The sequence below is a fragment of the Nitratidesulfovibrio sp. HK-II genome (assembly GCF_003402415.2).
Taxonomy (GTDB): domain Bacteria; phylum Desulfobacterota; class Desulfovibrionia; order Desulfovibrionales; family Desulfovibrionaceae; genus Cupidesulfovibrio.
This window is the reverse complement of sequence record NZ_AP036014.1, coordinates 3,666,390-3,691,031: the sequence shown is the minus strand read 5'-3', so window position 1 is coordinate 3,691,031 and position 24,642 is coordinate 3,666,390. Positions and strand designations below refer to the sequence as shown.

Genomic DNA, 24,642 nt, shown 5'->3' with positions numbered 1-24,642 from the left:
CCCGGGGGCATACGCGGGCGATTGTGCATTTGTCGCGTTTGATGCGCCGTTGTCGGGTCCCAGGGTCAAGAGCATTTGACGTTGTACAGTGCTTCGAACGTCAGGGCATGAAGCCGCCGCACCACGCGTGGCATTCCGGGGATGCGCATGAACCAGGGGTTGCAGCGCGGGACAAGGCGCGGCTTTGTGGCATGCTCTCCGAGAAGCTGCGCCACTTCCTCACGGTATCGGGGGTGTATCGTGTTTCCCAGGTGAATAACGCGCGGTTCGACAATGCCGAGCCGCATGATTTCAGTGGAGTTGAGATACTCGTCGAAGCCCCGATCCGACCCTTCAGTGTGCCAGGTTCTGTCGGCAGGAAAGAATCCCTGTAGAACGCTGCGCCGCGCAAGGAACTGCGCGTGCCACGATTGAATGTACGCAGAGACGTTGTTGCGTGTCACTCGAACCTGGGGATTCGCCAGCGCTTGAGCAAGGTAAGTGTCGGGCTGACTACCAAGACTCTCTCCGAATTCCCTGAACCAGTCGGGATTCGTGAACTGGCCTTGCTCTACGTGGATGTCTCTTGTCCTGTGGGCGATATCGATGCTCGTGGAGAGGGTGGCGGCCTGCAGGGCCGCTCCTTTCATGGGCAGTGGGGCGGCATTGACAATGCCTGCTTCCGGGTAGGCGTCGAGGACGGCCAGGCAGTCTTCCAGCCAGCCAGCGCGATGGAATATGTCGCAGTCGAAGAAGTAGACCAGGTCCGCTTGGGCAGCGCCAAATATCTGGCTCCATGCGCCGATTTTCTTCATGTTGCAAGAGGACAGCCATAACCACTGGATAATGTCTTCTCTGTGCAATTTCCGCAGGAAGTCTTGTACTTCACTACAACTGCCGTTGTCGTAAACCAACAAGTCGAAAGGGCGATCAACAGTGGCGCAGAGCGAGTACAGAGATGCCTTGAGAACATCGAGAGCCTCTGCATAGTAGTCATCAAGGCGGGGTATGTATACGACGGTGCATGCCAGAATATTTTCTGGCTTCTTGATGTCAAGGCGCACGATGTCAGGATTGTGCCGTGCAAACTTTGTTGGGTTCTCGCCTATACGCATGGATTTTCTGATTCCGCGGTTTTTTAAGGCTGATGATGCGATTAAAAATGCAATATGCCGTTTTGTTTCGTAGATGCTAGCTCAATTTCTTGAAAATAGTGAATTTTTGCGCTTCGCGCTTTTCAGCGGAATACCTCGCGGTGAGGTTGTTGTGCAGAAAAGCGCAGTTCGTATTCCTGCCATCGACAGCGAGCACGAACCCTGGTCTTAATTTTTGTTCTTGGAACAGCATGTCTGCGACTATTGCTCTGTTTGTCTCGCCTGTTCGGCAGTCAGAATACCCTCTGACATGGCGCGGATCTGGGCCGTCAAGGTATACCATGTCGGGCGCGATATCGAGTAGAGCCGGGTACACTATGCACATCATGGGGATGGTCGCGGGGCGTTTTTGATCGCGAAACCAGACACCGCGTTTGAATTCTTTTTGCCCGAAAGCCACTGCGGCAAATAGACGCAGCTCTGGAGTGTGCACTTGCATATCGATAAATGGTTTCAGGGCAGAGGGAACGCCAGCCATGGTATGATTTGCCCACTTGCTGTCCGACTCAATGGAAAGGATCTTCCCCTCCCAGCCTTGCCGGGCGTTTTCCATGAGGGCGTGAGCCATCGTTATTGTTGAAACGCCACTTCCATATTCCAGGATGAGCTTCGGGCGGGTTTCCTTGACCAATGCGTACAACGTGTGCAGGTCGTCATATTTCGGAGGCAGCGCCGAGCTGTCTCTGTTGGCAAAATTTTTTGTTATTCCGACGCGCTCAAGCACTTCCTTGCTTTTTCTGCAGTAGATTCCGTGCCTGAATGATTCGATTTTTCTAATGATTGTGCGCAGCACTGTAGCCTCCGCATTGGGGCGCGTTTATTGGTAGGCGGATGCATGGGGGGATGCTGGCTTCGAACATCCCAGGCCCAGGAAATCGGGTTCCGGTTCGTCGGAAAGTCGCCATGGCCTTGCCGCTGCCAGTCCGTGCTCGGTAGCGATAATGCGCTCCAGGGCGTTTACGTCGAAAAGGGTTGCGACCCAGTCGGGGCTCTGTTTTGCTATTGAAAGCAGCATGCGCGCATACAGGACGTCACCACCGTGAAACCCATCCAGAAACTCGCAGTCTGTTCCCCCGGCGACACTTGCGGATGTGAAGTCGAAAGCAGGTACGCCAAGCGTCTGTATTTTGTCGTGTAACGCCGGGAGGATGCCGTAGTCTCCGCGCATGTTCATGGCCTCAAGAACGGGTGAGGCCAAGGGCGGAAGGAGTATCGCTACGTGAATTCCCTTGGCTGTGAAGGTGTTGATAAGGTTTTGCAGGCGCTCCCATCTGTTCTCGTCGATGGTGTCTGCAGGTTCAAAGCGCCGGTTGCCATCCGTGACACGGCTCAATGTGTCAGAGAATTTGAAGTCCGGAAAGCTCTTCATTTTGACGATGCCAGACATGCCATGCCGCGATCCGTCGGTGGCAAAGCCGGTATTGTCGCAGATGGCGGCAATCCCGAGCATGTCCGTGGATTTGCGCGTTGAAAATGCATATTCCAGGGCGATATCGGGGGGAATGCGTTTTGCCGCGATCAACTCGACGATTTTAAAAAGCTGCTTCCATGACAGGGTGTTGCTTCCGTTTGGCGGGGCAGTGCTGGCGTCTTCCGGGCGAAGCGGGTTGTAATTCCAGAAATCGATACCGATGATGATGGCCTTGGGTGTATGGATGGCGAGCATGTCATTGGCAAAGGCTTCCATTTGCTGTGCAGTGTCGGCAGTCCCTGCGGCATTGAGCATGGACGCGCGAAAGCCGCCTTGTCTGATCTGCATCATGCGAGATGTGCCAAGGATGACGACATCAGGAAGTAATGCCTTGTATATGCTGAGTTTGTAAGCGTAGGTGTTGCCGTGGATCGCGGTTCCATACAGTCCGCCGTGCGTGCGCTGCTGGGTGACGATCTCATCCGTTGAGGCCAGTTCCCAAGTGTTTCTTGCGAACAGTAAAAGCGGTAGGGCCAAAAGCGCAGAGGCTAGCAGCGTGCCTAGCGTTGCGATCAAGTAGCTCTTCGCGGCGTGGAAGGTATGGCAGTTAGAATTGGAAATAGACAAACGGAGTGCTCCATCCCATCATGAAAAGTAGCGATACGGCAAGAGCAATGCCATGCGCGACACCCCAAGCGGGTGTGGATTGCCAGCGCAGTTTGCCTTGAGACAGGATCAACTCCTGGCTGTTTGGCAGCCCCCATACCCAGGCAAGCAGTACGCAAAGCGTCGCCAAGGCCAGTTTGGGCGGGTAGAATTCATGCGCGAAGGGGCTGCCGGCAACGAAAATGCCCTCAAGCATGGGGAACGCCGAGCGAATTCGCGCAGGAGCAGCGATGCCATTCACGCCAAGCATGGATTTCATGAGAGAGGCGGCGGAGGCAAAGTCGGGCGCGCGGAAAAGTACCCAGCCAAATACGGCGAACAGGAATGTGCCAGGAAGGGTAAGTGTCCGCGGCAGAGGCGGCTTTTCTTTTCGGTGCGCATTCCATGCGTGATTGATCATGACGGCAAGCCCGTGGTAGCCGCCCCATGCGACAAAGGTCCAGCCTGCGCCGTGCCACAAGCCTGCCAGCAGGAAGGTTGCCAGCAGGCGCAGGGCGCGTGCCGTCGGGGCGCCGCGATTGCCGCCAAGGGGGATGTAGAGATAGTCGCGCAGGAATCGGGAAAGGGTCATGTGCCAACGGCGCCAGAAATCAACGGGGCCAAGGGCCTTGTAAGGCGAATTGAAATTGAACGGAAAACGGATGCCGAAGCAATACGCCAGCCCGATCGCAATGTCTGCATAGCCCGAAAAATCGAAATAAAGCTGGAAGGTGAAGCCCAGCGCAGCAACCCAGGCTTCAGCCAGCGTGAGTTTCGTTCCGGCGCTTACGAGGGAGAAGCTAGGGTCTACAAGCAGTGAAAGAGGGTCTGCTATGCAGACCTTTTTGAAGAGTCCTGTTGCAATGAAGGCAAGCCCTGTGGCGATTGTTTCGTAGCGAAGGCCGAGCCTCCCATCATGCAGCTGGGGGAAGAAGTCGTCACGTCGCAGTATTGGGCCCGCAATAAGGTGTGGAAAAAAACTTACAAAAAGCCCGTACTGTATGAATGACTGTTCTGCGTGCCCATCGTGGTGGGCGTCTGTCAGGTATGCTATCTGGTGAAATGTGAAAAATGATATTCCCAAAGGAAGGGCAACGTCGAAGGCCGCAAGGTTGGTTCCGGTGACGGCATTTATATTTTCAAGGAAGAATCTTGCGTATTTGAATATGCAGAGGAGGGCGAGATTGAGCACTATGCCCAGGGCCAGCGCGTGGTTGCCATGGGTGTGTCGCTTGGCAAGTTGCTTTCCCATCCACCAGTTGAAGGTCATGGAGCAAAGAAGCAGAGGCAGGTGTTCGGGATACCACCATGAATAGAAAAGGCAGGACATCGCAAAAAGCCATGCCTGCAATGGTATTGGCGAACGCAGGCGTTGGGCGAATGCAGCGCCCAGAATGGTTGCCGGAAAAAAGCAAAGCAGGAATATATACGAGTTGAACAGCATGATTCGGTTTTTTGCTTGCCTGCTTGGTGATCTCGCTTACTTCGTTGGCCAGGGGAGAAGGATGGAGCCGCTGAATGGCCGCTCGCGGTGCTTCTCAATACGCATTGAGCTTCTGTTGTTCAAAGGCAAAACTGGCCAATATGTCTGCTATCTTTTCTCCGGATTTCCCGTCGCCGTATATGTAGCAGGGGGGGTAGGGGCCATGTGCAATCTGTGACTCTATCGCGCCAATGATTGTTGCATGGTCGTAGGGAACATCCGTGGCGTTAGGCCCTCTTTCGCGGCCTTGCTGTCGAGACCCAATGTTTACGACAGGCGTTCCAAGAAATGCGGCCTCCCTGATGCCACTCGATGAGTTGCCTACGAGGCAGGCGGCGTTCTTGATAAGCGGTGCGTAGAGCTCTATCGGCAGGCTTTTGAAAAGCCGCATGTGGGTAGGCGAGCGCCTTTCCCTGTACAGCCGCAGGCCCTTGGATATTCCGTCAGAACCGGCATCCATGTTGGGCCAGATCCAGAATGTGGGCAGTCCCAGCTTGTCGATGGCAAGGATTGTTTCGTTGATGTGCCCGAGGTTGTCGGCATATTCAGTGGTAACGGGGTGCTGGCTCACGACGATGTAGCGGCCGGGCTCGATGGCCAGTTCCGCCCCGACCCCTGCTTTTGTCTGGTGGTGTCGTATGGCCTCCATATTGTCGAGGTCCATGGACGCCAACACGTCGAAGCTGGTAGCGCCTACCATGAATATGCTGCCGGGCTTCTCGCCCATTTTTTTAATGCGCTCTGCGGCGTCTTTGGACGCAGGGAAATGAACATGCGCCATCTTTGTGATTGCATGGCGTATGGATTCATCTATCGATCCCGAGAGTTCTCCCCCTTCGACGTGGGCAACTGCGATGTTCATATAGGTGGCAGCCATCGTGATGGCCAGGCACTCATACCTGTCACCTATGATTACGACGACATCAGGTCTGAGATGGCCAAACGCATTGGCAAATTCCGTGACTGCCAGGCCAGCTGATTTCGCCATGGTCAGCGGCGTTTCTCCCTCGATGAGAAAGTGGATCAGGTGGTCGATAGGAAACTCGTCCACCAGCTTGTTTTCGAGAATTTTTCCATACTTGTCGAGGATAATGCTTCCGCCCACAACCACTTGCAGTTCAAGTTGCGGATGGTTGCGCACGGCGCGCATCACGGTCTTCATCTTTGCGTAATTCCCACGTGCCGTGAGTACGATACAAATGCGGCGCTTCACGAGAGATGTTCCTTTTTGACGACCGTATCGGCCTTGAGGGGCACAGATGTTCTTTTGCCGACGAGTTCCGTTAGCATTTCGGGAGGGTACCCGGTGCCGGGGCGTTTGGCCGTGAGCATTTCGTCCGTGAGTATGGTTCCCGCCGGGATGTCCCGCGTGGTGACCAGCGACTTGCGAGCCCAGGCGGCACTTTGTAATTCCAGCGAGGACGGCTGCTTGTCGCGCCGGCCAAGGCTTGCCTCGACCTCTCTCGCCTGTTGGATGAACAGGGCAAGGTCGTGCGGGCCGCAGGAAACTTTCCAGTCTTGCGCGTTGGGCACATTGAAATCCAGCGAAATGTGCTTCTCCACGATATTTGCGCCCATGGCGATGGCCGCAAGGGGGATATGGAACCCCGCGGTGTGGTCGGAGTACCCGGTGACCCCCTGGAATTCTTCTTGCAGCAAGGTCATTGCGCGCAAATTGACGTCGTCGGCCGGTGTCGGGTAGCGGGTCACGCAGTGCAGGATCGCGATGTCGCGGTTGCCAGTGCTCGTCATGGCTTCCACAGACCGGCGCACATCGGCGAGGGTGTGCAGCCCCGTGGAATAGATGACCGGTTTCCCAAGGCCCGCAACGCGCGCTATGAATTTCGGATTTGCCAGCTCTCCGGACCCGATTTTGTACACTGGCACATTGAGCGGCTCCAGATGGTCAAGGCTTTCGTCGTCATGTGCGGTCGCGAAGAAAATGATGCCCCGCTCGCGGCAGTAGTCGCGCAGGTCACGGAATGCCTCCGGGGGCAGGCTGCGCGAGCCCAGGCGATTCTTCCACTCAGCAGCCTCGTCGGCGATCAGTTTGTCGACGGAAAATATCTGGAACTTGACGGCGTCGGCACCGGACTCTGCGGCAAGATCCACCAGCTTCAGGGCTTTCTTGAAATCCCCGAAATGGGCCACGCCAGCCTCGGCGATGATGAAGCAAGGGGCATCGCCCCCTACGGGACGGCCTGCGATGTCAAACGTGGGTGAAATGATCATGCTGGTTCCGTTGGGTTGGTGCGCCGCTGCTGGTGAGCGGTTGGCTGGCTAAAGCTCTGCGTCCTCGATGATGTTGTGGTGTTGGAGGTACGCCGCGACTTCGTCCAGAGGCATTGGCTGCTCGAGGTTTGATCTGTACTCATAATGCGGGCGGGTGGTGTTGCCGCCATAGGCGTCGGCCGCAGGCAGTTCTGGCTGAAACGCGGACCTGACGATGAAGAAGTCTTCGGTTTCGTATGCCCTGCCGAGCTCTTCGCTGCTCATCAACTCTTCATACAACTTTTCGCCAGGGCGCTTGCCTACCACAGTGATGGGTATCTCCTGGGGGACAATGCCGCACGTCGAGCAATACAGGTCGCGCACGGCTTCAATCAAATCGACAATACGCAGGACTGGCATCTTCGTTACGAAGACCTCCCCTCCCAAGGCCAGTTGCAGCGCGGACAGCACAAGCTGCACGGCTTGGCGTCTGCTCATGACGAATCTCGTCATGTCGGGGTCGGTCAATGTGAGCGGCGCCCGGTTTTGGATTTGGCGAAGCAGCACGGGCACGACAGAGCCGCTGGATCCGAGAACGTTTCCGAAGCGGGTGGCCGAAAAAATGGTGCGGCGCCCGTGCCCCTGGGCTGCGGTGATCAGTCGTTCTCCCATGAGCTTGGAGGTGCCCATGATGCTAGTGGGATTGACCGCCTTGTCCGAGCTCATGAACACAACACGCTCGACGTTGTGTGAAACGGCAGATCGGATAATGTTCTGTACACCGTGTACATTGGTATTGATGATTTCGTCGGGGCAGCGCTCGCCAAGATATACATGCTTGAGGGCGGCACCATGAAGCACGATGTCAATGCCTTCCATGGCATTGTGCACGGACTTGCTATCGGCCACGTTTCCCACGATGCCTGTGAAACGGGGCTCGTCTCTGTATTGTTCTTGTAAATTGAATACTCCTGTCTCGTTGTGATCGAGCCCGCGAATTCCTAGCGCTCCTGTTCCCAGTATCTGGCGAACCAATTCATTGCCGATCGTGCCGCAAACGCCAGTTATGAGAACGTGTTTGTTTTTCAGTATCGATACGGGAAGTGTCATTACGTTTGGCCTCGTGGTGCGGATGTGTTTGCTACTGTCGTTGCAGCGCGCTGCGGGTAAGCATGTCGGAAAATAGTGTTTCGTAGCTATCGACTATCACGTCTGGCGCGAAACGCCGGTCTTGTTCCAAGGGGGGCCATTCCAGCACTTCGACGCAGCGTTCGGCAAAATATTGAATGTCGCCCGGGGGGACGAGGAATCCGTCGCGTTTATCACGGATGATTTCTCGCGGGCCGGTGGGGCAGTCAAACGCGACTGTCGGAGTGCCGGAAGCCAGAGATTCCAGCAGCACGTTGGGAAAACCCTCGCAGTCCGAGGTCAGCAGGGTGGCGCTGGCCTTGAGGTAGTATGGTCGCAGGCCTTGCTGCCAACCCTCGAGGATTACGGAACCGGAAAGTCCCAGGTCCCTGACGCGCCGCTCTAACATGGTGCGGTCCGGGCCATCACCAACAATGCGCAAGACAAGATTCGGGCGTAGTTGCCGTGCACGGGCAAATGCTTCCACTAGCTTGTCAATGCCTTTCGGGGGCTGCAGACGGCCCACGAAAAGCAACTCGGGCGGTGTTGCCCGTTGGGCGGTGCTTGGTAGAGGGGCTAGATAACATTCAGCCACAGGATTGGGAATAACTGAAATGCGAGTCCTCTCTATTCCCCACTCTGTAGCCATTTCCTCTTTCATTTTGCCGCATTGAGCTATGTAGTGGTCGGCCCGCCCGTAGATGGCCCTGGCTATGGCCGGGGCGAGTTTACGTTGCCATAAGGAACGCTGTGATCGGCAATAGGCGCTCATGGCCGTCACGTTCCGCGGGAGAAGAATAAAGTTTCCGAGGCCTGCGGCGCGGATGAGCGTCAGGGCAACAGCCAGGCCATATATCCACGGCACGACGAGCTTTGGTTGGTGGCGCCGGATGTATGCGGCAAGCGGAACAAGGCTGGTGCGCGCATGGCGGCAGTCCAGCGCGACGTGTCTGACGGAATCCGGCAGCGGCCCGAAGGCGATGGGCTCATCCTGAAACAGGGTGACGATGGTTACCGCCCACCCCCTTGAAGCAAGTGCGCATGACAGCGTGTGGCATACACGCTCGGCGCCGCCGGTGCCGAGCGTGTTGAGTACGAACGTGACTTCACGCCTGTCTGGTTTTGGCATGGCAACTCTCCAGGTGTGACAGGATGTTCGCGGCCCTGATTTTCCACGTGTGGTGCCTCAGGAAGCGCTCCCTTCCCCGCAACGCCAATTTCTCGCGTAATTCAGGCGAGTCCTTTAGGGTGGCCAGAGCCCGGTCCCAGTCCTCGGCGTCCTCCGGCTCGGCCAGCAGGCAGCATTCTCCGTCCTGGACTATTTCTTCAATGGCAGGCATGCGCGAGGCAATGAAGGGGCGCCCTGCCGCCATGTATTCGAAGATTTTGAGGGGGGACATGTAGGCGCTGGTGTCACATATGTCTCCATGTATGTGTACCTTGTGGGCATAGGGGGCAAGAAGTATGTCCATGTTCCCATATGTGTCTGGTATTTCAGCCGGTTTGATGTGCCCAAGAAAGAGCACATTGTTCGGAGGCTGTCCCTTTTTGTAGTGGGCGATCTGTTCAGGGGGGCCGCCTATAAGTACGAAGTCCACATCGGGCTGTCGCGCAGCCAGCGAAAGGATGAGCTCAATACCACGGCCTTGGTACAAGCTGCCCACATATCCCACGCGCAGTCGGTTTCCGCTGGTGTTATGGGGCGGTGGAGGAGGTGGGCCGGTATCGTCAGCCGCATCATGGGCCACAAGGATGTCTTGCGGTGAAAGGCGCGGATGGTTCGCTAGGTAGTATCGCTTCAACGTGTTGCTTATGGCCACTATGCCTTTGAACCCTCCGGACTTCATGAGGAAATTCTCAACGCGTCGCGCGAGTGGGGTGGGGGGGAGGCCGTGCGTTTCGTACGCGACAGGTATGCCTGTCGCGCCGAGCAGCGCGAGTGCGAGAGGGTCTCTTCCGTAGTATATGTCGTTTTTTTTCAGCAGTAGCGCCGCGTGTGCAGCGCATGCTGCGGAATACATAAATACTTTTATTTTTGGAAACCCAGCTAAATTTTTTTGGTGTATGGTGAAGGTTTTTCGAGTTCCGTAGTATTTGAAGATGTCCGTTTCGGAGCATAGGCCTCTTTGCGCAAAAAGGTGCACGTCGAGGCCAATGTCGGAGAAGGCAGCCGCCATACGCATCACGTGTATGGAATTTGCTGTCATTGATGGTAGCTTTGAGAATGATAGATACGCTATCCGTGCCATTGTTTTGTCGATTCTTTGGAAGGTTAGGAGGATTTAGTTTTTACTAAAGAGCGTGCTGCAAGTCTGGCTAACGCATATATTAAAGAGAACATTACGGTTGGTATAAACCAAGGATGAAACTTCGCAGCCAGAAGTATTCTGCTTCGCGCTATTCTGTAAAAGCCAATGAGGGAGCGATGCTTGCGCGACCATGTGCTGCTTCGTCCTTCGCGGTGAAGGATTTCTGCATCTTTTGCGTACGATATGTTGAATTTTCCGTTGGCGCTGAACGCCCAGTCTTGCTCTTCGCAATAAAGAAAGTAGCGTTCATCCATCAGTCCAACTGTTGAAATAAAATTTCGTGATGCAAGTACGGAAGCGCCGTATATGAAGTTGATGTTTTTTTCCACTTCTTCTGTGGGGATAGCCTTGGCTTGGTCGACAGAATAGCCTTGCCCCGCCAAGGTGGATAGTCCCGTTGCGCGGCTTGTTCGCCCGCCCCCCATGCATTGCACGACATTTGGTTCGTCAAAGTATCGTACCAGGGCACCGCACAATCCTGGTCGGGGGGCGTTGTTGAGTCGGGTCCAGAGTGCGCCAAGCGTATCTGGGAAAACCAGAGTGTCGTTGTTCAATATCCACACAGCTTTGGCGCCGTGCTGCATGGCTATCTTGATGCCTATGTTGTTCCCCGCAGCATAGCCAAGATTCTTGTCTGCAGTGACAAGATTGATGCGGGCAGGTTTAAATGATGTCGATAGTGCAGTATTCGCATCGGCGGATTTGAACTGTATACTGCCGGATTTATTGTTCATCCATTCTGAAATGTGAATCTTTGATTTGTTTGTCGATGCATTGTCAACGATGATGATAAAGCGTGGCGATGGTGAAAGCAGAAGGAGACTTTCTGCGCACGCAATAGTGTCCTCCCAGCCGTTGTAGTTCAGGACGACAACAGCGACATCCAGGAGCGATGATTTCATATGGTTTCTCTAGAGCAGGTATGAGTTGCTGCCCGTCATGCTGGCGCAATGGGGGCATGCATCACTTGTGGGTCAAGTTGCAGGCTTTCTGCGGCGGGCAGTCATTCATGGTATATGGTGCCGAACTGTCTGTAACCTTTATTAGTTTGCGTGGGCAATAATTTAAAATGTTCTGAAAAATTACAGGCTCTGGTAACTAACGTCAATATTTGGCACCCGCCAGCGGAGAGTGGTGGGCCAGTATCCTGCGTGACGCGCACGGGAAGGGCCGCTTGGGGGTTGCGAGTGCGCGTAAAGGGCAAAGAGAAAGGGCCGCAACGTGGGTTGCGGCCCTTTATTCTCGTGGTGCCGAAGGGGAGAGTCGAACTCCCACTCCCTTGCGGGAACTAGACCCTGAACCTAGCGTGTCTACCAATTCCACCACTTCGGCGCGGAGAAGTCGTATAGCCGCATGGCGGCGTGCTTGGCAAGCAGTTTTTTGCGAACGTGCCGAAATATGTGTGCGCCTTAAAGGAAGGCACGCAGGGGGCGCGCCGCCCCGCCCCGGAGGATGGCGGTGCCGCGGCATGGCTGGCCCGTGGACGGGAGCATCGGCCGGTCCGCCCCTGCCGCCCTTGAACCCGCGGGCCGTTTGGGGTAGCACGAAACGGCGCGGAGGAACCTTGCCGGGCCGCACGGGCGGGCTTCAGGGCCATCCGTCCGGCGGGGGCATCCGCACGCTGTTTCGCCAGTGCGGGCAGCCGTCCGCCGCTCCGCACTCCGCCGCGTGGGCCGCCACTACCGGCCCGACCCGGCCGCCGCGCCGCGCACCATTCCGCCGTCACGAGTATTCATGGAAATCGCACGCGAACTACAGGAAATCGGCCTCGACCTTTCGCGGGGCAGTTGCGTCACCGTCGGCAACTTCGACGGCGTGCACAACGGCCACCGCAAGCTCATCGGGCGGGTCATGGCCAAGGCCGCCGCGCTCGGCGTGCCCTCGGTGGTGGTCACCTTTTGCCCGCATCCCCTGCGGGTGCTGGTGGGGCCGCACACTCCCCCGCTGATCACCGACTACGAGAAGAAGCTGGACCTGTTCGAGGCGCTGGGGGTGGACCTTACCCTGATGCTGCGCTTCACCCGCGAGATGGCCGCGCAGGAGCCGGAAGAGTTCGTGCGCCGCGTGCTGGTGGACGCCCTGCACGTGCGCGAACTGGTCATCGGCTACGATTTTTCGCTGGGCAAGGGGCGCAAGGGCAACTTCGAACTGCTCCAGCGTCTGGGCGCGCAGTACGGCTTCGCCACAGAACGGCTCGACCCGGTGATCATCAACGACGCCGTGGTCAGCTCCACCCGCATCCGCGACCTGATCCGCTCGGGCGACGTATGGGACGTGCGCCCGCTCATGGACCGCTTTTACGCCATCCGTGGCAAGGTGGTGCGCGGCATGGACCGGGGCGGCAAGCTGCTGGGCTTTCCCACCGCCAACATGGAGCCGCGCGACGAACTGATGCCGAGGCCCGGCGTGTACGCCACCTGGGTGCAGATCGACGGGCAGGTGTACCAGGGCGTGACCAACGTGGGCTACAACCCCACCTTCGACAACGCCCGGCTCAGCGTGGAAACGCACATCCTCGATTTCGACCGCGACATCTACGGCTGGGAGATTCGCGTCTCGTTCGTGCACCGCCTGCGCGACGAGCGCAAGTTCTCCGGCCTGGACGAGTTGGTGACCCAGATCCGCCGCGACGTGGACCTGGCCCGGCAGATACTGTCCGCGCCCGACGCGCGCCTGTAGCCTTCCGGCAGGATGCGTCCCCCGCCAGGGCCTGCTCTGCGTTCTGCCGCTTGGGCTGGATCCGCCGGACCGCCGTATCGGCCGGACTCGCCGACCTTGTGGATTTTTCGCCCCGCCGCGCCCGGCCGTGTGCCGCGCCGCGCGGCCCGCATGCCGCCGTAACGCACAGCGCCCCTGTGTGTTGACGGCGTGCACGCGTTACCGCGAGTCCGGAAACATCGGGACTGGAAGCGCCATACCCAAGGAAGCACCATGCTGCGCATGCTCAAGAAACCCGTGCACGAATTCCTGCGCCTGTACCGCACCGTGGCCTACGTGCGCCTCGGCGTACTGGGCATGGGGCTGGGCCTGCTGTCCGGATGCGCGGCCATCCTGTTCTTTCTGGGCATAGAGGCGGGCAAGCACTACATTCAGGTGGTCTGGGCCGGGCTGTCCTTGCCCGCCCCGGCCGGGGAAACCCTGTTCGGCCACGCGGAATCGGCCGCGCGCATCTACCGGCCCTGGGTCATCGTGGCGGCGCTCGGCATTACCGGTCTGGTCACCGGCTGGCTGGTGCAGCGCTTTCTGCCCAACAGCCTCGACGGCATGACCGACGGCACCGACGCCATGATCCGCGCCTTCCACGCGGAAAAGGGCGTCATCCGCAGGCGGGCTCCGCTGCTGAAAGGGCTTACCTCCATCTGCACCATCGCCGCCGGGGGCAGCGCCGGGCGCGAGGGGCCGGTGTCGCAGATCGGGGCGGGCATCGGCTCGTGGCTGTCCATGCGCCTGGGACTTTCCCCGCGCGAGCGGCGCATCCTGATGCTGGCGGGCGCGGCCGGAGGGCTGGGCGCGGTGTTCCGCGCGCCCCTGGGCGGCGCGCTGACCGCCATCGAGGTGCTGTACCGCGAGGACTTCGAGTCGGAGGCCCTGCTGCCCGCCGTGCTTTCGTCGGTGGTGTCCTATTCGCTGTTCACCTTCGTGTTCGGCACCGCGCCCATCTTCGGCATTCCCCGCTTCAGCTTCACCTCGGTGCTGGAACTGCCCTGGTACCTGCTGCTCTCGCTGGCCTGCACGGCCACGGGCTGGGCCTACGTACGCACCTTCCGGGTGCTCAAGTATTCCGTGTTCGGCAAGCTGCGGGCGCGGGTGGGCATCATGTGGACCACGGCCCTCGGCGGCGTGCTCATGGGCCTGTTCGGCATCCTGTACCCGCCCGTGCTCTCCGACGGCTACGGCTGGATAGAGCAGGCCATCCTGGGCCAGTTGCCGGTGGTCACCATGGTGACGATACTGCTGGGCAAGACGCTGGCCACCGCCGTCACCCTGGGCTCGGGCATGAGCGGGGGCATGTTCGCCCCGGCCCTGTTCGTGGGCGGCATGACCGGCGGAGTGGTGGGCTTTGCGGCGCAAGAGATCCAGCCGAACGTGGTCACCCAGCCCGGCGGCTACGTGCTGGTGGGCATGGCCGCTTTTTTCGCGGGCATCGCCCACGCGCCCATCGGGCCGCTGGTGATGGTCTGCGAACTCACCCAGGGCTACGGGCTGCTGGCCCCGCTGATGCTGTCCTCGGCGGTGTGCATCCTGCTGGGGCGGCGCACGGCGCTGTACGAAAACCAGGTGGAGAACAAGTTCGAGTCGCCCGCCCACCTTCAGGACGCCACGGTGAACCTGCTGGCCACCATGCGCGTGCGCGACTGCTACACCCGTGGCCGGGTGGCGGTGGTGGAAGAGAACGTGACCCTGAAGGCCCTCACGGACATCATCGCGGGCACCCAGGCGTTCACCTTTCCGGTGCGGGGCATGCATGGCAGGCTGAACGGCCTGCTGGCCGTGCAGGACGTGCGCGGCATCCTGTACGAGGCGGACCTGTTCGACCTCGTGCTGGCGGGCGACCTGGCTCGCCCCCTGACCGCCCTGACCGAGGACGACGACCTGTACACCGCCCTGCTGGCCTTCGTGGAGACCGACCTTTCGCAACTGCCCGTGGTCTCCAAGGACAACGAGGAACAGGTGCTGGGCCTTCTGGAACGGTCCGACCTGTTCCGGGCGTACAGCGAGTCGCTGAAGGCGCTGCGGGAGGATCAGTAGGAGGCCGCCCTGTCGGTCCCGCCTGTCGGTCCCGCCTGTTGGCCGGGCCTACCGCCGATGCCCCCCGGCGTTGCACGCCAGCAGGGGGCAGAAGGCCAGCGCCTCGTCGGTGAGGGCCGTGGCCGCCCCTTCCCCCCTGTGGAGGGCCAACGGCGGCTCCACCACAAGACCGGGCCTGCCCGCGCGGCGGGCCTCCATCAGCACCAGCGTGGCCGGCCCGTCGGCACGGGAATGGACGCAGCGCATCCGCTTGGGTTCCAGCCCCGCCGTGCGCAGCTCCTGCAGCAGGTCGGGCAAGCGGTCCGGCCCGTATACCCAGCAGCTGCGGCCTCGGGCGCGCAGCAGGCGCGCCGCAGCCCGCGCGAAGGCGGGCAGGGTTTCTGGCGTCTCGAACAGGGCGCGGGTGCGCTGGCTGCTGGGCGAGGGGCGGCCCGAGCCGTGCCGCCGGTAGGGCGGGTTGGCCACCACCAGGTCCATGGACCCGGCCTTGGGCAGGGCGTCGGACGTTGACGTGGCGGTAGCGGCAAGGTCGGCCCGCAGCACCCGGAAGCGTTCCGTCAGCCCCAATCGCGCCGCGTTGTCCCGCGCGGCGTCGGCCATTTGCCCGTCGATCTCGATGCCCGTACCCGTCAGGCTCGCACTTGTCAGGCCCGCACTTGTCAGGCCCGGCTGCGCCAGCAGCAGGGCCAGCCCCACCACGCCGCACCCGGCGCCAAGGTCCGCGAAGGCCAGCGCCTTGCCGTGACCCGGCATGGCCCGCGCATCAGGGGCAATTGCGCCCTTCTGGCGAGGTTTCCTTTCCATTCCCGTCAACCCCTCTCCCGCGAACGCCGCCAGCAGCAGGGCGTCCAGGGAAAAGCGGAAGCTGCCTTCCGGCTGGGCCAGGCCGCGCGGGAACAGGGCGCGGGCCTGCAGGATGGCGTCGGGCAGTGTGGCGGGCTCGACCATCTTCGGGGCAGGCGGCATGGCGTCCGGGCGGGGTTCTGCGGCAGGGTTGTTCATGGGCGCAGGCTATCCGGGCGGCACCCAGTTGACAACCCGGCGGGCAACCGGGTCGGCAACGGGCTGGTAACCAACCGACAGTCGGGCGGGGTGGCCCTGTTCGCCAACCCATTTGCCAAGCTAGTCTATTTTGATAGACAAAAGGTCACGGGCCGGATTCGTGCGGCGGGGTCCGCCACGCAATCCCCGGCCTTCTCGCGGTCCATCGTTCGCGGACCGGGGCCTTGCCCCGGCGCAACCCGGCCCGTAGCACACCAGCCGGACTAGGTGGCCCTTTCCGCGCCGCCCGTCCCGTCCGGCCAGCCCCACAGGAGCCCGCCCGATGCAGCAGTTCCGGGCCGACCTGCACATCCACTCCCGCTTTTCGCGCGCCACCAGCGGGCGGCTCAACGCCCGCCATCTGGCCGCGTGGGCGCGGGTGAAGGGGCTGGACGTGCTCGGCACCGGCGACTTCACGCACCCCAAGTGGCGGGCGGAACTGGCCGAGCAGCTGGTGCTGGACGAGGCCAGCGGCCTGTACCGCCTGCGCGACCCGCGCGGGCTGGACGCCGAACTGCCCGAATACGCGGGCAAGCCGCTGGCCGGGCGCACCCTGTTCATGCTCCAGGCCGAAATCAGCAGCATCTACAAGCGCGGCGGCAAGGTGCGCAAGGTGCACAACCTTGTCTACGTGCCCGACATGGACGCCGCCGACCGCCTGTCCCGCCGCCTGGCGGAGGTGGGCAACATCGAGTCCGACGGGCGGCCCATCCTTGGCCTGGACTCGCGCAACCTGCTGGAAATGGTGCTGGAAACGCACCCTCAGGCCTTTCTGGTGCCCGCGCACATCTGGACGCCGTGGTTCGCCCTGTTCGGCTCGAAATCGGGCTTCGACTCGGTGGCGGAATGCTTCGGCGACCTGTCGTCCGAAATCTTCGCCATGGAAACGGGCCTGTCGTCCGACCCGGAGATGAACTGGCTGTGGAGCGAACTGGACCGCTTCGCGCTCATCTCCAACTCCGACGCCCACTCCGGCGAGAACCTGGGGCGCGAGGCCAACCTGTTCTCCGGCGAAATCGGCTACGAAAGCATCCTGCGCAGCCTGAAGGGGCAGGGCATCGGCGGGCGATTCCTGGGCACGCTGGAATTCTTTCCGGAGGAAGGCAAATACCACCTGGACGGCCACCGCAAGTGCGGCGTGGTCATGGAGCCGCGCGAAACCCGCGCCCGTGGCGGCCTGTGCCCGGTGTGCGGCAAGCCGGTGACCGTGGGCGTGCTGCACCGGGTGGTGGAACTGGCCGACCGCGAAACCCCCATCCAGTCGCCGGGGCAGCAGGGCTATCTTTCGCTCATCCCGCTGCCGGAAATCCTGGGCGAGTTGCTGGGCGTGGGGGCCAAGAGCCGCAAGGTGGCCGAGCAGCACGCCCGCTGCATTGCCCGATTCGGCTCGGAACTGAACATCCTGCAGGACGTGCCCGAGGCCGAGCTGTCGCGGTTCTGGGAGCCGCTGGGCGAAGGCATTGCCCGCATGCGGCGGCGCGAGGTGCTGCGCCAGTCCGGCTACGACGGCGAGTACGGCGTGGTGCGCGTGTTCACGGACAAGGAGCGCGCCTCCATCCAGCGCCGTTCGGTGGTGGGCGGCCTGCCCCTGCTGGAGGGCATGGGCATGACCGCCGCCCCGCGCGGGGATGGCGTAAAGGCCGCCGCCAGCGCCACGGGCAAGGGCAAGAAGGCCAAGGGGGCGGACCGCCCCTCGCTGCTGGACGCCCTTTCCGGCCCGTCTGGCCAAGCTGGCCCGGCTGTTCAGTCTGGCCCCATGGCGGCCTGGGAGGGGCGCAGGGCCCCTGTTCCGGTCACCGCCACGGCGTCCGGCACGTCAGCTGGCCCCGCTGCGGAGCCTGAATTCGAATTTTCTCCCGCGCCCACGCCTGGCTCCATCGATGCCCCCGATCTTGCGGACGGCGACGACGGCCCAACGCCGCCCGCCTTTGCCGCGCTCAGCGCGCCCCGTCCCCCCGAGGGCGCATCCATGCGCTTCAACCCCGCCCAGCGCCGCGCCCTGACCGCAGGCCCCCAGCCGGTGCTGGTGCTGGCCGGTCCCGGCACGGGCAAGACCCGCACGCTCGTCGGCAGGGTGCTGCACCTGGCGGAAACGGGCATCGACGCCCGGCGCATCCTGGCCGTCACCTTCACCCGCCGCGCGGCGGCGGAAATGGACGAGCGCCTGGCGACCGCCCTTGGCGAGGACGCCCCCCTGCCGCGCACCGACACCCTGCACGCCCTCGCCTTCGAATACTGGCACCGGGCCACGCCCACCCCGCCGGTGCTGCTTTCGGAAGAGGCGGCCCGCCGCGTGTTCGCCGAGGCCAACCCCGACGAGCCCGCCCAGCGCCTGCGCGAGGCGTGGGAAGCCATCGGGGTGTGCCGCGAGAAGATGCGCTCGTGCCTGGTGGAGCATGCCCCCCTGCTGGCCCGCTACACCGAGCAGAAGGCGGCGTGGAACCTGGCCGACTACACCGATTTGCTGGAATTCTGGCTGGATCAGATGCAGAACAACATCTACGCCAGCCCGTGGCGGCACGTGCTGGTGGACGAAATCCAGGATCTTTCGCCGCTCCAGCTCACCCTGGTGCGGGCGCTGGCCCCGCACGGCGGCGCGGGCTTCTTCGGCATCGGCGACCCGGACCAGTCCATCTACGGCTTCCGGGGGGCGCACGGCGACGTGGCCGCCTTCCTGCGCGAGGCGTGGCCCGACCTTTCCGTGGTCGCGCTGGAGGAAAACTACCGCTCCTCGGCCCGCATCCTCGACTTCGCGGGGGGGCTGATGCGGGGCCGCTCGGCCTGCGGCCCGCTGCGCGCCGCGCGCGATCTGCCCGGCGAACTGCACCTGTTCGAGGCCCCCACGGCGGAAGGCGAGGCGGCCTGGATCGGCGAGCAGATTCGCGGGCTCATCGGGGCCACCAGCCATTCGCTGCTGGATGCCGGGCACGGCAGTTCGCGCCGGGGCACGGTGCTGGACGAGGGCGGGTTCAGCCCCGGCGACATCGCGGTGCTGGTGCGCGTGAAATCGCTGATTCCCCAGTTGCAGCGCACCCTGACCCGCTTCGGCGTGCCCTGCGCCGTGCCAGAGGCCGAAGCCTTCTGGACCGACCAGCGCGTGGCGCTCATCCTGGGCGCGGCCGGGCGCATGCTGGGCATCGGTTCCACGTCGCCGCAGGGCGCGTCTGGCGGTCCGGCACTGCCCGCCGGGCTCAGCCACCGCCGCCTGATGGCGGAAGGGGTGCACCCCTCGCTGGCAAACCGGCTGGGGCTGACGGCGGCGCAGTTGCATGCCTCCCTTGCGCACGACGAGGAAGGTGACGATGCCGAGGATTCCGGCGCGGCCGTTTCCGGCCTGCCGGACGGCGGCGAGGTCCCCTTGCGGCCCGACGTGGAAATTCCCGCGCGCGGCACGCCGTCCGAGGTGGACTGCCCGCCCAAGGTGCTGGCCAGGGGGCCGCTGGGCGTGGCCGCCTACCTGCGCGAAACCCCGCCCTTCGACGACCTGTTCTGGCAGTCCTCGGCCTTCCGGGCGCTGTCCCGCTCCTACGACACCCACGGCGGATGGGCCGGGCTGATGAACTGGATCAGCCTGCAAAGCGAGCTGGAACTGGTGCGGCGCGGGAGCGAGAAGGTGCAGATCATGAGCCTGCACGCGGCCAAGGGCCTGGAATTCCGCGCGGTGTTCCTGCCCGCGCTGGAGGACGGCATCATGCCCTTTGCCGGGGCGGGCACCCTGACCGGCAAGCCCGACCCGGAGGCGCGCAGCGACGTGGACGAGGAACGCCGCCTGCTCTACGTGGGCATGACCCGTGCCTCCGAGGGGCTGTTCCTGAGCTGCGCCGCGCGCCGCCAACTGTACGGCCGCGAACTGCGCCTGAAGCCGTCGCGCTTCCTGGACGACGTGCCGCTGGAGGGGCTGCGCCGCTCCATGCTGGTGCAGCACCAGAAGCGCAAGGAGCGGCAGCTGCCGTTGCTGTAGACCCGGCAGGCCGGTGCCGCTGCGCGCTGCTTCGGTTTTTCGGGGCACGAAGGCCCTGACGTTCGCGCGGGGTGCACCCCTCGCCAAGAACTCGGAAAGCAAACGGCCCGGTCATGCCGGGCCGTGGTGTTTTTTTGGGGAAGGGGAAGGCGTCGCGGACAGTGCGCCGTCGCGCGTGGCCCGGCATGCGCACAACTGGCCGGGCGGCGGGGGCAGGGTCTACAGCGGACAGCACACCCTGTACACGTAGCGCTCGTACAGGCCGGACACCCGGCCCGCCGCGCGGGGGCTGAGGCCAGCGTCGCGCAGGCGACAGTACACGTGCAGGGGATTGAAACGGTGCTGCAGAAAGTGCTTCACGTGGCGCATCAAAGTCTCCTGTTCCCCGCCGTGGTCAACCGAAGTCTGACGGGGGAACGACGTATGCCGTGCATGCCGCATGCCGTGGCGGGCCGTGGTCCATGGTGACGGCACCTTGCGGAAGGGGCGCGTCCGTCGAGCATGGCCGGACGTGGGCGGACGGCGGGAAACCGGCGTTCCGCCGGGCGCGGGCGGCACATTTTTGCCGGGCCGCGCTTGCCCGGCGGGCGGAAAGCCCGTAACCGGAACGGCATGCACGTTCCGCAGGCCCTTACCGCATCGCCTCGGCTTCTGTCCAGAACCGTGGCGGCCCCCTCGTGGGTTATTTCCGGCAATGTCCATGATAATTGCGCATTTCTTTCGGGGAAAGTGCACGAGGTGGGGCTGTGCCTGTTCGAGGCCGAAGCCTGCCTTGCCTACACCGATGCCGACCTGCCTCCGGCCATGACCGGGCTGCCCCTGTCCTGGCACGCCCACCTTCCGGTGGACCTTGCGTGGGGCCACGGCCCGCATGGCGCGCCCGGCGCCAGCGCGGCGCGCGTCTGCGCCCTGCTGATGGACAGGGTGGCCTTTCTGGGCGCGCGGCGCGCGGTGCTGCATCCACCCACGCCGGAACAGGCCCATGCGGCGGGTTTTGCCGGTCCGTCCGGCCCAGCCCGGCTGCTGGGCGTGTTTCTGGACGCATGGGCGCGCCACGGGCGCGATCCGGCCGACCTGCTGCTGGAAAACATCGCCGGGCAGGATCTGGTGGACCTGATTCCGGCCATCGCCGACGGAAACTGCAATGTGTGTCTGGACATGGGCCATGTCCTGACCTACGGTCAGCATAGGCTGCCCGCATCCGCCGCGCTGCTGGCGCGGGTGCGCATGGCGCACGTGCACGCGCCGGGCGGCATGGATCGCCACCGCCCCCTCACGGAGCTGACGCCCCACGAGGCGGCGTGGGCCGCGGGGGTGCTGCCCGCCCTGCCGCCGGATGCGGTGCTTACGGTGGAGGTATTCGCCTGGGACGGGGTGCTGGCCTCGCTGCCGGTGCTGGACCGCCTGCTGGCCGCCGGTGCGCCGGAAGACCGATCAGTGGCGGGGATGCCGGAAGTGCCGGAACCGCCCGGGTAGCCGGGCGGCGGCGACAACCTTCAGCAGGATTTCGCAACAGGACACAGCGCCGCGCGCCGCGCGCGGCGGACGCTTACGTGGCCGGGGCCGAGAGGAAACCATGAGTTACTTCAGGAAGCTGGAGACCAAGCTCACCCATCTGCTGGAGCTGCTCGACCGCGCCGAACGCTGGCTCATCGTGATCAACGCGGACCCGGACGCCATGGCCTCGGCCCTGGCGCTCAAGCGCATCATGATCCACCGCGTGGACGACGTGGCCATCGCCCGCGTCAACGAGATCACCCGGCCCGACAACCTGGCCATGGCCCGCTACCTGCGCATCCCCATGGTCAAGCTTACCCCCACGCTGGCCGCCCAGTTCGACCGTTTCGCCGTGGTCGATTCGCAGCCCCACCACCACCCTTCCTTCAAGGACCTGCACTTTTCCCTGGTCATCGACCACCACCCCCTCAGCGAGGAACACCCGGTGGTGGCCGACTTCAAGGAGATCCGCAACGACTACGGGGCCACCTCCACCGTCATGACCGAGTACCTGTACAATCTCGGCATCCGGCCCGGAAAGCTGCTGGCCACGGCGTTGCAGTTCGGCATCAAGACCGACACCGCCAGCTTCGAGCGCGCTTTTTGCGACGTGGACATGCGCGCCTACCGCTACCTGACCAAGTTCGCGGACCATGCCCTGCTGTCGCGCATCGTGCGCAGCGAATTTCGGCTGCACTGGCTGGACTACTTCTCGCGCGCGTTCATCAGCATGCACAAGCTGGGCACCGGCCAGTACGTGTACGTGGGCGAGGTGGAAAACCCGGACATCCTGGTGGTCATCGCCGACTTCTTCATGCGGGTGCACGAAATCCGCTGGGCGGCGGTGTGCGGGGTGTACCACGACACCATCGTGGTCATCCTGCGCGGCGACGGCATGGGGCGCGACCTTGGCCGTTACGCCAATCTCCAGTTCGGCGACGTGGGCTCGGCCGGGGGGCACCGGGCCATGGCCCGCGCCGAGATTCCCCTGTCCGTCGCCGAGGGCCGCAACGTGGAGTTCTTCATCTACAAGCGGCTGCTGGCCCCGCGCAAGCGGGCCAAGGTGAGGCCCGAGGCGAAGCCGGACGCCAAGCCGGACGTCAAGCCGGACGCCAAGGTGGCCGCGCAGCCCGCCCAGAAGGCCCCGGTCAAGGCGCTGCCCGCAGGCACGGCCGCCGCACCTGTCGGGGCGCCCAGTGTGTCTGATGTGCCCGGTGTGCCCGGAGTGTCTGATGTGCCCGTTGCGGCAGTCGCACCGGACGCGCCCGTGGGGACGGGCGCCAAGTAGCGGCCCCGGCCGCGCGATTTCGTCCTACTCCCAGTATTTTTCCCTTTCCTTGCGGGCCAGCGTTGCCGTGCACCGCGCCGATTCGCGTACGGTCACATCCAACTGCGTGCGGCCATGCCCCATGGCGTGCAATCGCGCTCGTTCACGGGGCGGTTTGCGGTTCCCCGCCGTCATGCCGCCTGCCCGCGCGCATATGGCAAGGCCGCCCTCCGGGGGTCCGGGGGGCGGCCTTGCGCGCGGAGGGAAGGGAAAGCAACCATGGCCGGGTGCCCCGCATGGCCGATGGGCCGCCCGTCCTGCGGGAGGGGGGCCGGGCCGCCGGTGCTACGCCCCGCGCCGCCTGCGGTCGGGGCGGCCCGCGTCGGCGCACAGCACGTGGGGCGTGCCAGAGGCATCGGTAAAGCGCACCGCCAGGGTCACGCACAGGTTGCCCGAGGCCCGTGAAATGTACGGGGCGGTCAGGCACTCCTCTATGCCGCTGCGCATGGGCAGGAAATATTCCTTCAGCGAATGGTCGGTGCCGCGCCGGGCGGGCTGGTAGATGAACCGCCTGCTGGCCGAAAGCCGGTAGGGGTTGCACACGGTGTCGGATATCTGCCGACCCGAGGCGTCGAGCACGTACAGGCATTCCAGGGCCGATTCCGCGTTCAGGTATCCGGCCAGTATCCCATCGAAATCACCGGGGCAGGCGCGGTGCAGGTCCTCGCGCAGGCGGTGCACGGCGGCGCGCAGGGTGGCCACGCGGCGTTCCTCTTCCTCCACCTGGGCCAGGGTGAGCGCAGCATAGGCGCGGGCCACGTTGTGCATGGCCGTTCCGCCTTCGGCCACCGCGCCTTCGGGCGAGGGGTGCGCGAACAGAAAGCCCTGCATCACGTCGGCCCCCAGGTCCATCAGCAGGGCGGCCTCGGCCTCGTGCTCCACGCCTTCGGCCACGGTCATGGCCCCGATGCGCCGGGCAAGGCCCACCAGCGCCCGCACCACCTCCTGGCGGTGGAACGAATCGGGCAGGCCGGACACCAGCGATCGGTCCAGTTTGAGCACGTCGGGCTTCAAGGCGGCGATGCGTTCCAGGTTGGAATGCCCCGCGCCCACGTCGTCCAGGGCGACCAGGAAGCCCAGCTTGCGGTGGCGCGCGGCGAAATCCATCAGCGCGTCGGTGTCGTCCACCTGCGATTCCACGATTTCCAGCACCACGTTGTTGTGGCTAATGCCCGCGGACTCGGCCAGCCGCTGGATGTGCCCGGACCCCACCACCCCGCGCCGCAGCACGGCGGTGTCGATGTTCACGAACAACAGGAGTTCCGGCCTGCGGCGCACCAGCGGCGCAAAGGCGGCAAAGGCCCGCTCGCGGCACAGGCGGTCCAGTTCCAGCGCGCCGCCGTGGGCGGCCGCCGTGGAAAACATGATGTCCGGGGGCATCACCGCGCCGCCGGGCACCCGGCCCCGGCTCAATGCCTCCATGCCCACAACCGCGTTGCGGCGCACGGAGACCAGCGGCTGGAACAGGGTGAACACGTCGGCGATGGCCAGGCCAGGCACCGGGGGGTGGCCCTTTTCGCGGGCGGGCGTGCCGCCGTGCGCCGCTGGACGTGCGGCGGAAGGGGTGTGGCTCTGCGGTTCGGCGGGCGAGGGAGAGGCCGGGCGCGCCGTGGTCGTGGCGATCATGTGGTCGTCTCTTGGGCGCGGCGGCGCGCGGGCAAAAAGGGCCGGACCGGGGCGGCGGGCGGGGGAAGGGTGCCCCGGTCCGGCGGAGGGTGCGGGCGGCGGGGGTTGCTGGGGTGTCGCC

Annotated in this window: 18 protein-coding genes and 1 tRNA gene; 5 read left to right on the top strand and 14 right to left on the bottom strand. The window is 63.2% G+C overall.

Annotated elements, in window-relative coordinates; genetic code table 11:
• Nucleotides 1-65 precede the first annotated feature (65 nt).
• The 11 genes from RVX_RS15560 to RVX_RS15510 form a co-directional block, all read right to left on the bottom strand.
• Nucleotides 66-1,094 (bottom strand): glycosyltransferase family A protein, encoded by a 1,029-nt coding sequence (locus RVX_RS15560; protein WP_116308078.1) that lies wholly within the window; start codon nucleotides 1,092-1,094, stop codon nucleotides 66-68.
• A gap of 76 nt (nucleotides 1,095-1,170) precedes the next feature.
• On the bottom strand, nucleotides 1,171-1,926 hold the full coding sequence (locus RVX_RS15555) for a hypothetical protein (protein WP_147307546.1): 756 nt from the start codon (nucleotides 1,924-1,926) through the stop codon (nucleotides 1,171-1,173).
• Nucleotides 1,927-1,950: 24 nt separating this feature from the next.
• Nucleotides 1,951-3,171, bottom strand: coding sequence for a hypothetical protein (locus tag RVX_RS15550; protein ID WP_147307545.1), 1,221 nt, complete (start codon nucleotides 3,169-3,171; stop codon nucleotides 1,951-1,953).
• The gene (locus RVX_RS15545) at nucleotides 3,152-4,633 is read right to left on the bottom strand and encodes an MBOAT family O-acyltransferase (RefSeq protein WP_116308076.1); all 1,482 of its coding nucleotides are present in this window, start codon (nucleotides 4,631-4,633) and stop codon (nucleotides 3,152-3,154) included. The genes RVX_RS15550 and RVX_RS15545 overlap by 20 nt, the downstream gene beginning before the upstream one ends.
• Before the next feature lie 94 nt (nucleotides 4,634-4,727).
• Nucleotides 4,728-5,885, bottom strand: a complete 1,158-nt coding sequence (gene neuC / locus RVX_RS15540) for a UDP-N-acetylglucosamine 2-epimerase (protein WP_116308075.1) — start codon at nucleotides 5,883-5,885, stop codon at nucleotides 4,728-4,730.
• The gene (locus RVX_RS15535) at nucleotides 5,882-6,904 is read right to left on the bottom strand and encodes an N-acetylneuraminate synthase family protein (protein ID WP_116308074.1); all 1,023 of its coding nucleotides are present in this window, start codon (nucleotides 6,902-6,904) and stop codon (nucleotides 5,882-5,884) included. Before RVX_RS15535 ends, neuC begins: the two co-directional genes overlap by 4 nt.
• Before the next feature lie 48 nt (nucleotides 6,905-6,952).
• Nucleotides 6,953-7,993 (bottom strand): SDR family NAD(P)-dependent oxidoreductase, encoded by a 1,041-nt coding sequence (locus tag RVX_RS15530; protein WP_116308073.1) that lies wholly within the window; start codon nucleotides 7,991-7,993, stop codon nucleotides 6,953-6,955.
• A 31-nt stretch (nucleotides 7,994-8,024) separates the two neighbouring features.
• A complete protein-coding gene (locus RVX_RS15525; protein ID WP_116308072.1) occupies nucleotides 8,025-9,140 on the bottom strand; it encodes a glycosyltransferase in 1,116 nt (371 codons plus the stop codon).
• On the bottom strand, nucleotides 9,118-10,260 hold the full coding sequence (locus RVX_RS15520; protein WP_116308071.1) for a glycosyltransferase family 4 protein: 1,143 nt from the start codon (nucleotides 10,258-10,260) through the stop codon (nucleotides 9,118-9,120). Before RVX_RS15520 ends, RVX_RS15525 begins: the two co-directional genes overlap by 23 nt.
• Before the next feature lie 23 nt (nucleotides 10,261-10,283).
• Nucleotides 10,284-11,222, bottom strand: coding sequence for a glycosyltransferase family 2 protein (locus RVX_RS15515; protein ID WP_116308070.1), 939 nt, complete (start codon nucleotides 11,220-11,222; stop codon nucleotides 10,284-10,286).
• A 343-nt stretch (nucleotides 11,223-11,565) separates the two neighbouring features.
• Nucleotides 11,566-11,652: transfer RNA gene (locus RVX_RS15510), tRNA-Leu, on the bottom strand.
• A 402-nt stretch (nucleotides 11,653-12,054) separates the two neighbouring features.
• Between RVX_RS15510 and RVX_RS15505 the strand changes: the two genes are divergently transcribed.
• Nucleotides 12,055-12,999, top strand: a complete 945-nt coding sequence (locus RVX_RS15505; RefSeq protein ID WP_116308069.1) for a bifunctional riboflavin kinase/FAD synthetase — start codon at nucleotides 12,055-12,057, stop codon at nucleotides 12,997-12,999.
• Nucleotides 13,000-13,251: 252 nt separating this feature from the next.
• Nucleotides 13,252-15,069, top strand: a complete 1,818-nt coding sequence (locus RVX_RS15500) for a chloride channel protein (protein WP_116308068.1) — start codon at nucleotides 13,252-13,254, stop codon at nucleotides 15,067-15,069.
• Nucleotides 15,070-15,117: 48 nt separating this feature from the next.
• Here the strand turns inward: RVX_RS15500 and RVX_RS15495 are convergent, their stop codons facing one another.
• The gene (locus RVX_RS15495; RefSeq protein WP_116308067.1) at nucleotides 15,118-16,071 is read right to left on the bottom strand and encodes a tRNA1(Val) (adenine(37)-N6)-methyltransferase; all 954 of its coding nucleotides are present in this window, start codon (nucleotides 16,069-16,071) and stop codon (nucleotides 15,118-15,120) included.
• Nucleotides 16,072-16,393: 322 nt separating this feature from the next.
• On the opposite strand from RVX_RS15495, the gene RVX_RS15490 reads away from it, so the two are divergent.
• Entirely contained in the window at nucleotides 16,394-20,071 is a 3,678-nt protein-coding gene (locus tag RVX_RS15490) for a UvrD-helicase domain-containing protein (RefSeq protein WP_116308066.1), read from the top strand.
• Between the two features lie 219 nt (nucleotides 20,072-20,290).
• Here the strand turns inward: RVX_RS15490 and RVX_RS15485 are convergent, their stop codons facing one another.
• Nucleotides 20,291-20,440, bottom strand: a complete 150-nt coding sequence (locus RVX_RS15485) for a hypothetical protein (protein WP_007524573.1) — start codon at nucleotides 20,438-20,440, stop codon at nucleotides 20,291-20,293.
• Nucleotides 20,441-20,683: 243 nt separating this feature from the next.
• On the opposite strand from RVX_RS15485, the gene cbiR reads away from it, so the two are divergent.
• Both cbiR and RVX_RS15475 read left to right on the top strand, forming a co-directional pair.
• Nucleotides 20,684-21,547: a cobamide remodeling phosphodiesterase CbiR gene (gene cbiR / locus RVX_RS15480; protein WP_116308065.1), complete on the top strand. Its 864-nt coding sequence runs from the start codon at nucleotides 20,684-20,686 to the stop codon at nucleotides 21,545-21,547.
• Nucleotides 21,548-21,647: 100 nt separating this feature from the next.
• Complete coding sequence (locus tag RVX_RS15475) at nucleotides 21,648-22,856, top strand: DHH family phosphoesterase (protein ID WP_116308064.1); 1,209 nt, start codon at nucleotides 21,648-21,650, stop codon at nucleotides 22,854-22,856.
• Between the two features lie 324 nt (nucleotides 22,857-23,180).
• Here RVX_RS15475 and RVX_RS15470 read toward each other — a convergent pair whose 3' ends face one another.
• Nucleotides 23,181-24,521 (bottom strand): EAL domain-containing protein, encoded by a 1,341-nt coding sequence (locus tag RVX_RS15470; protein WP_116308063.1) that lies wholly within the window; start codon nucleotides 24,519-24,521, stop codon nucleotides 23,181-23,183.
• Nucleotides 24,522-24,642: the final 121 nt, after the last annotated feature.

Excerpts from the sequence above, each read along its gene's own strand:
- RVX_RS15560 (WP_116308078.1), bottom strand. The coding sequence starts at position 1,094 with ATGCGTATAGGCGAGAACCCAACAAAGTTTGCACGGCACAATCCTGAC.
- RVX_RS15545 (WP_116308076.1), bottom strand. The coding sequence starts at position 4,633 with ATGCTGTTCAACTCGTATATATTCCTGCTTTGCTTTTTTCCGGCAACC.
- RVX_RS15535 (WP_116308074.1), bottom strand. The coding sequence starts at position 6,904 with ATGATCATTTCACCCACGTTTGACATCGCAGGCCGTCCCGTAGGGGGC.
- RVX_RS15530 (WP_116308073.1), bottom strand. The coding sequence starts at position 7,993 with ATGACACTTCCCGTATCGATACTGAAAAACAAACACGTTCTCATAACT.
- RVX_RS15525 (WP_116308072.1), bottom strand. The coding sequence starts at position 9,140 with ATGCCAAAACCAGACAGGCGTGAAGTCACGTTCGTACTCAACACGCTC.
- RVX_RS15520 (WP_116308071.1), bottom strand. The coding sequence starts at position 10,260 with ATGGCACGGATAGCGTATCTATCATTCTCAAAGCTACCATCAATGACA.
- RVX_RS15515 (WP_116308070.1), bottom strand. The coding sequence starts at position 11,222 with ATGAAATCATCGCTCCTGGATGTCGCTGTTGTCGTCCTGAACTACAAC.
- RVX_RS15505 (WP_116308069.1), top strand. The coding sequence starts at position 12,055 with ATGGAAATCGCACGCGAACTACAGGAAATCGGCCTCGACCTTTCGCGG.
- RVX_RS15500 (WP_116308068.1), top strand. The coding sequence starts at position 13,252 with ATGCTGCGCATGCTCAAGAAACCCGTGCACGAATTCCTGCGCCTGTAC.
- RVX_RS15495 (WP_116308067.1), bottom strand. The coding sequence starts at position 16,071 with ATGAACAACCCTGCCGCAGAACCCCGCCCGGACGCCATGCCGCCTGCC.
- RVX_RS15490 (WP_116308066.1), top strand. The coding sequence starts at position 16,394 with ATGCAGCAGTTCCGGGCCGACCTGCACATCCACTCCCGCTTTTCGCGC.
- RVX_RS15485 (WP_007524573.1), bottom strand. The coding sequence starts at position 20,440 with ATGCGCCACGTGAAGCACTTTCTGCAGCACCGTTTCAATCCCCTGCAC.
- cbiR (WP_116308065.1), top strand. The coding sequence starts at position 20,684 with ATGCACGTTCCGCAGGCCCTTACCGCATCGCCTCGGCTTCTGTCCAGA.
- RVX_RS15475 (WP_116308064.1), top strand. The coding sequence starts at position 21,648 with ATGAGTTACTTCAGGAAGCTGGAGACCAAGCTCACCCATCTGCTGGAG.
- RVX_RS15470 (WP_116308063.1), bottom strand. The coding sequence starts at position 24,521 with ATGATCGCCACGACCACGGCGCGCCCGGCCTCTCCCTCGCCCGCCGAA.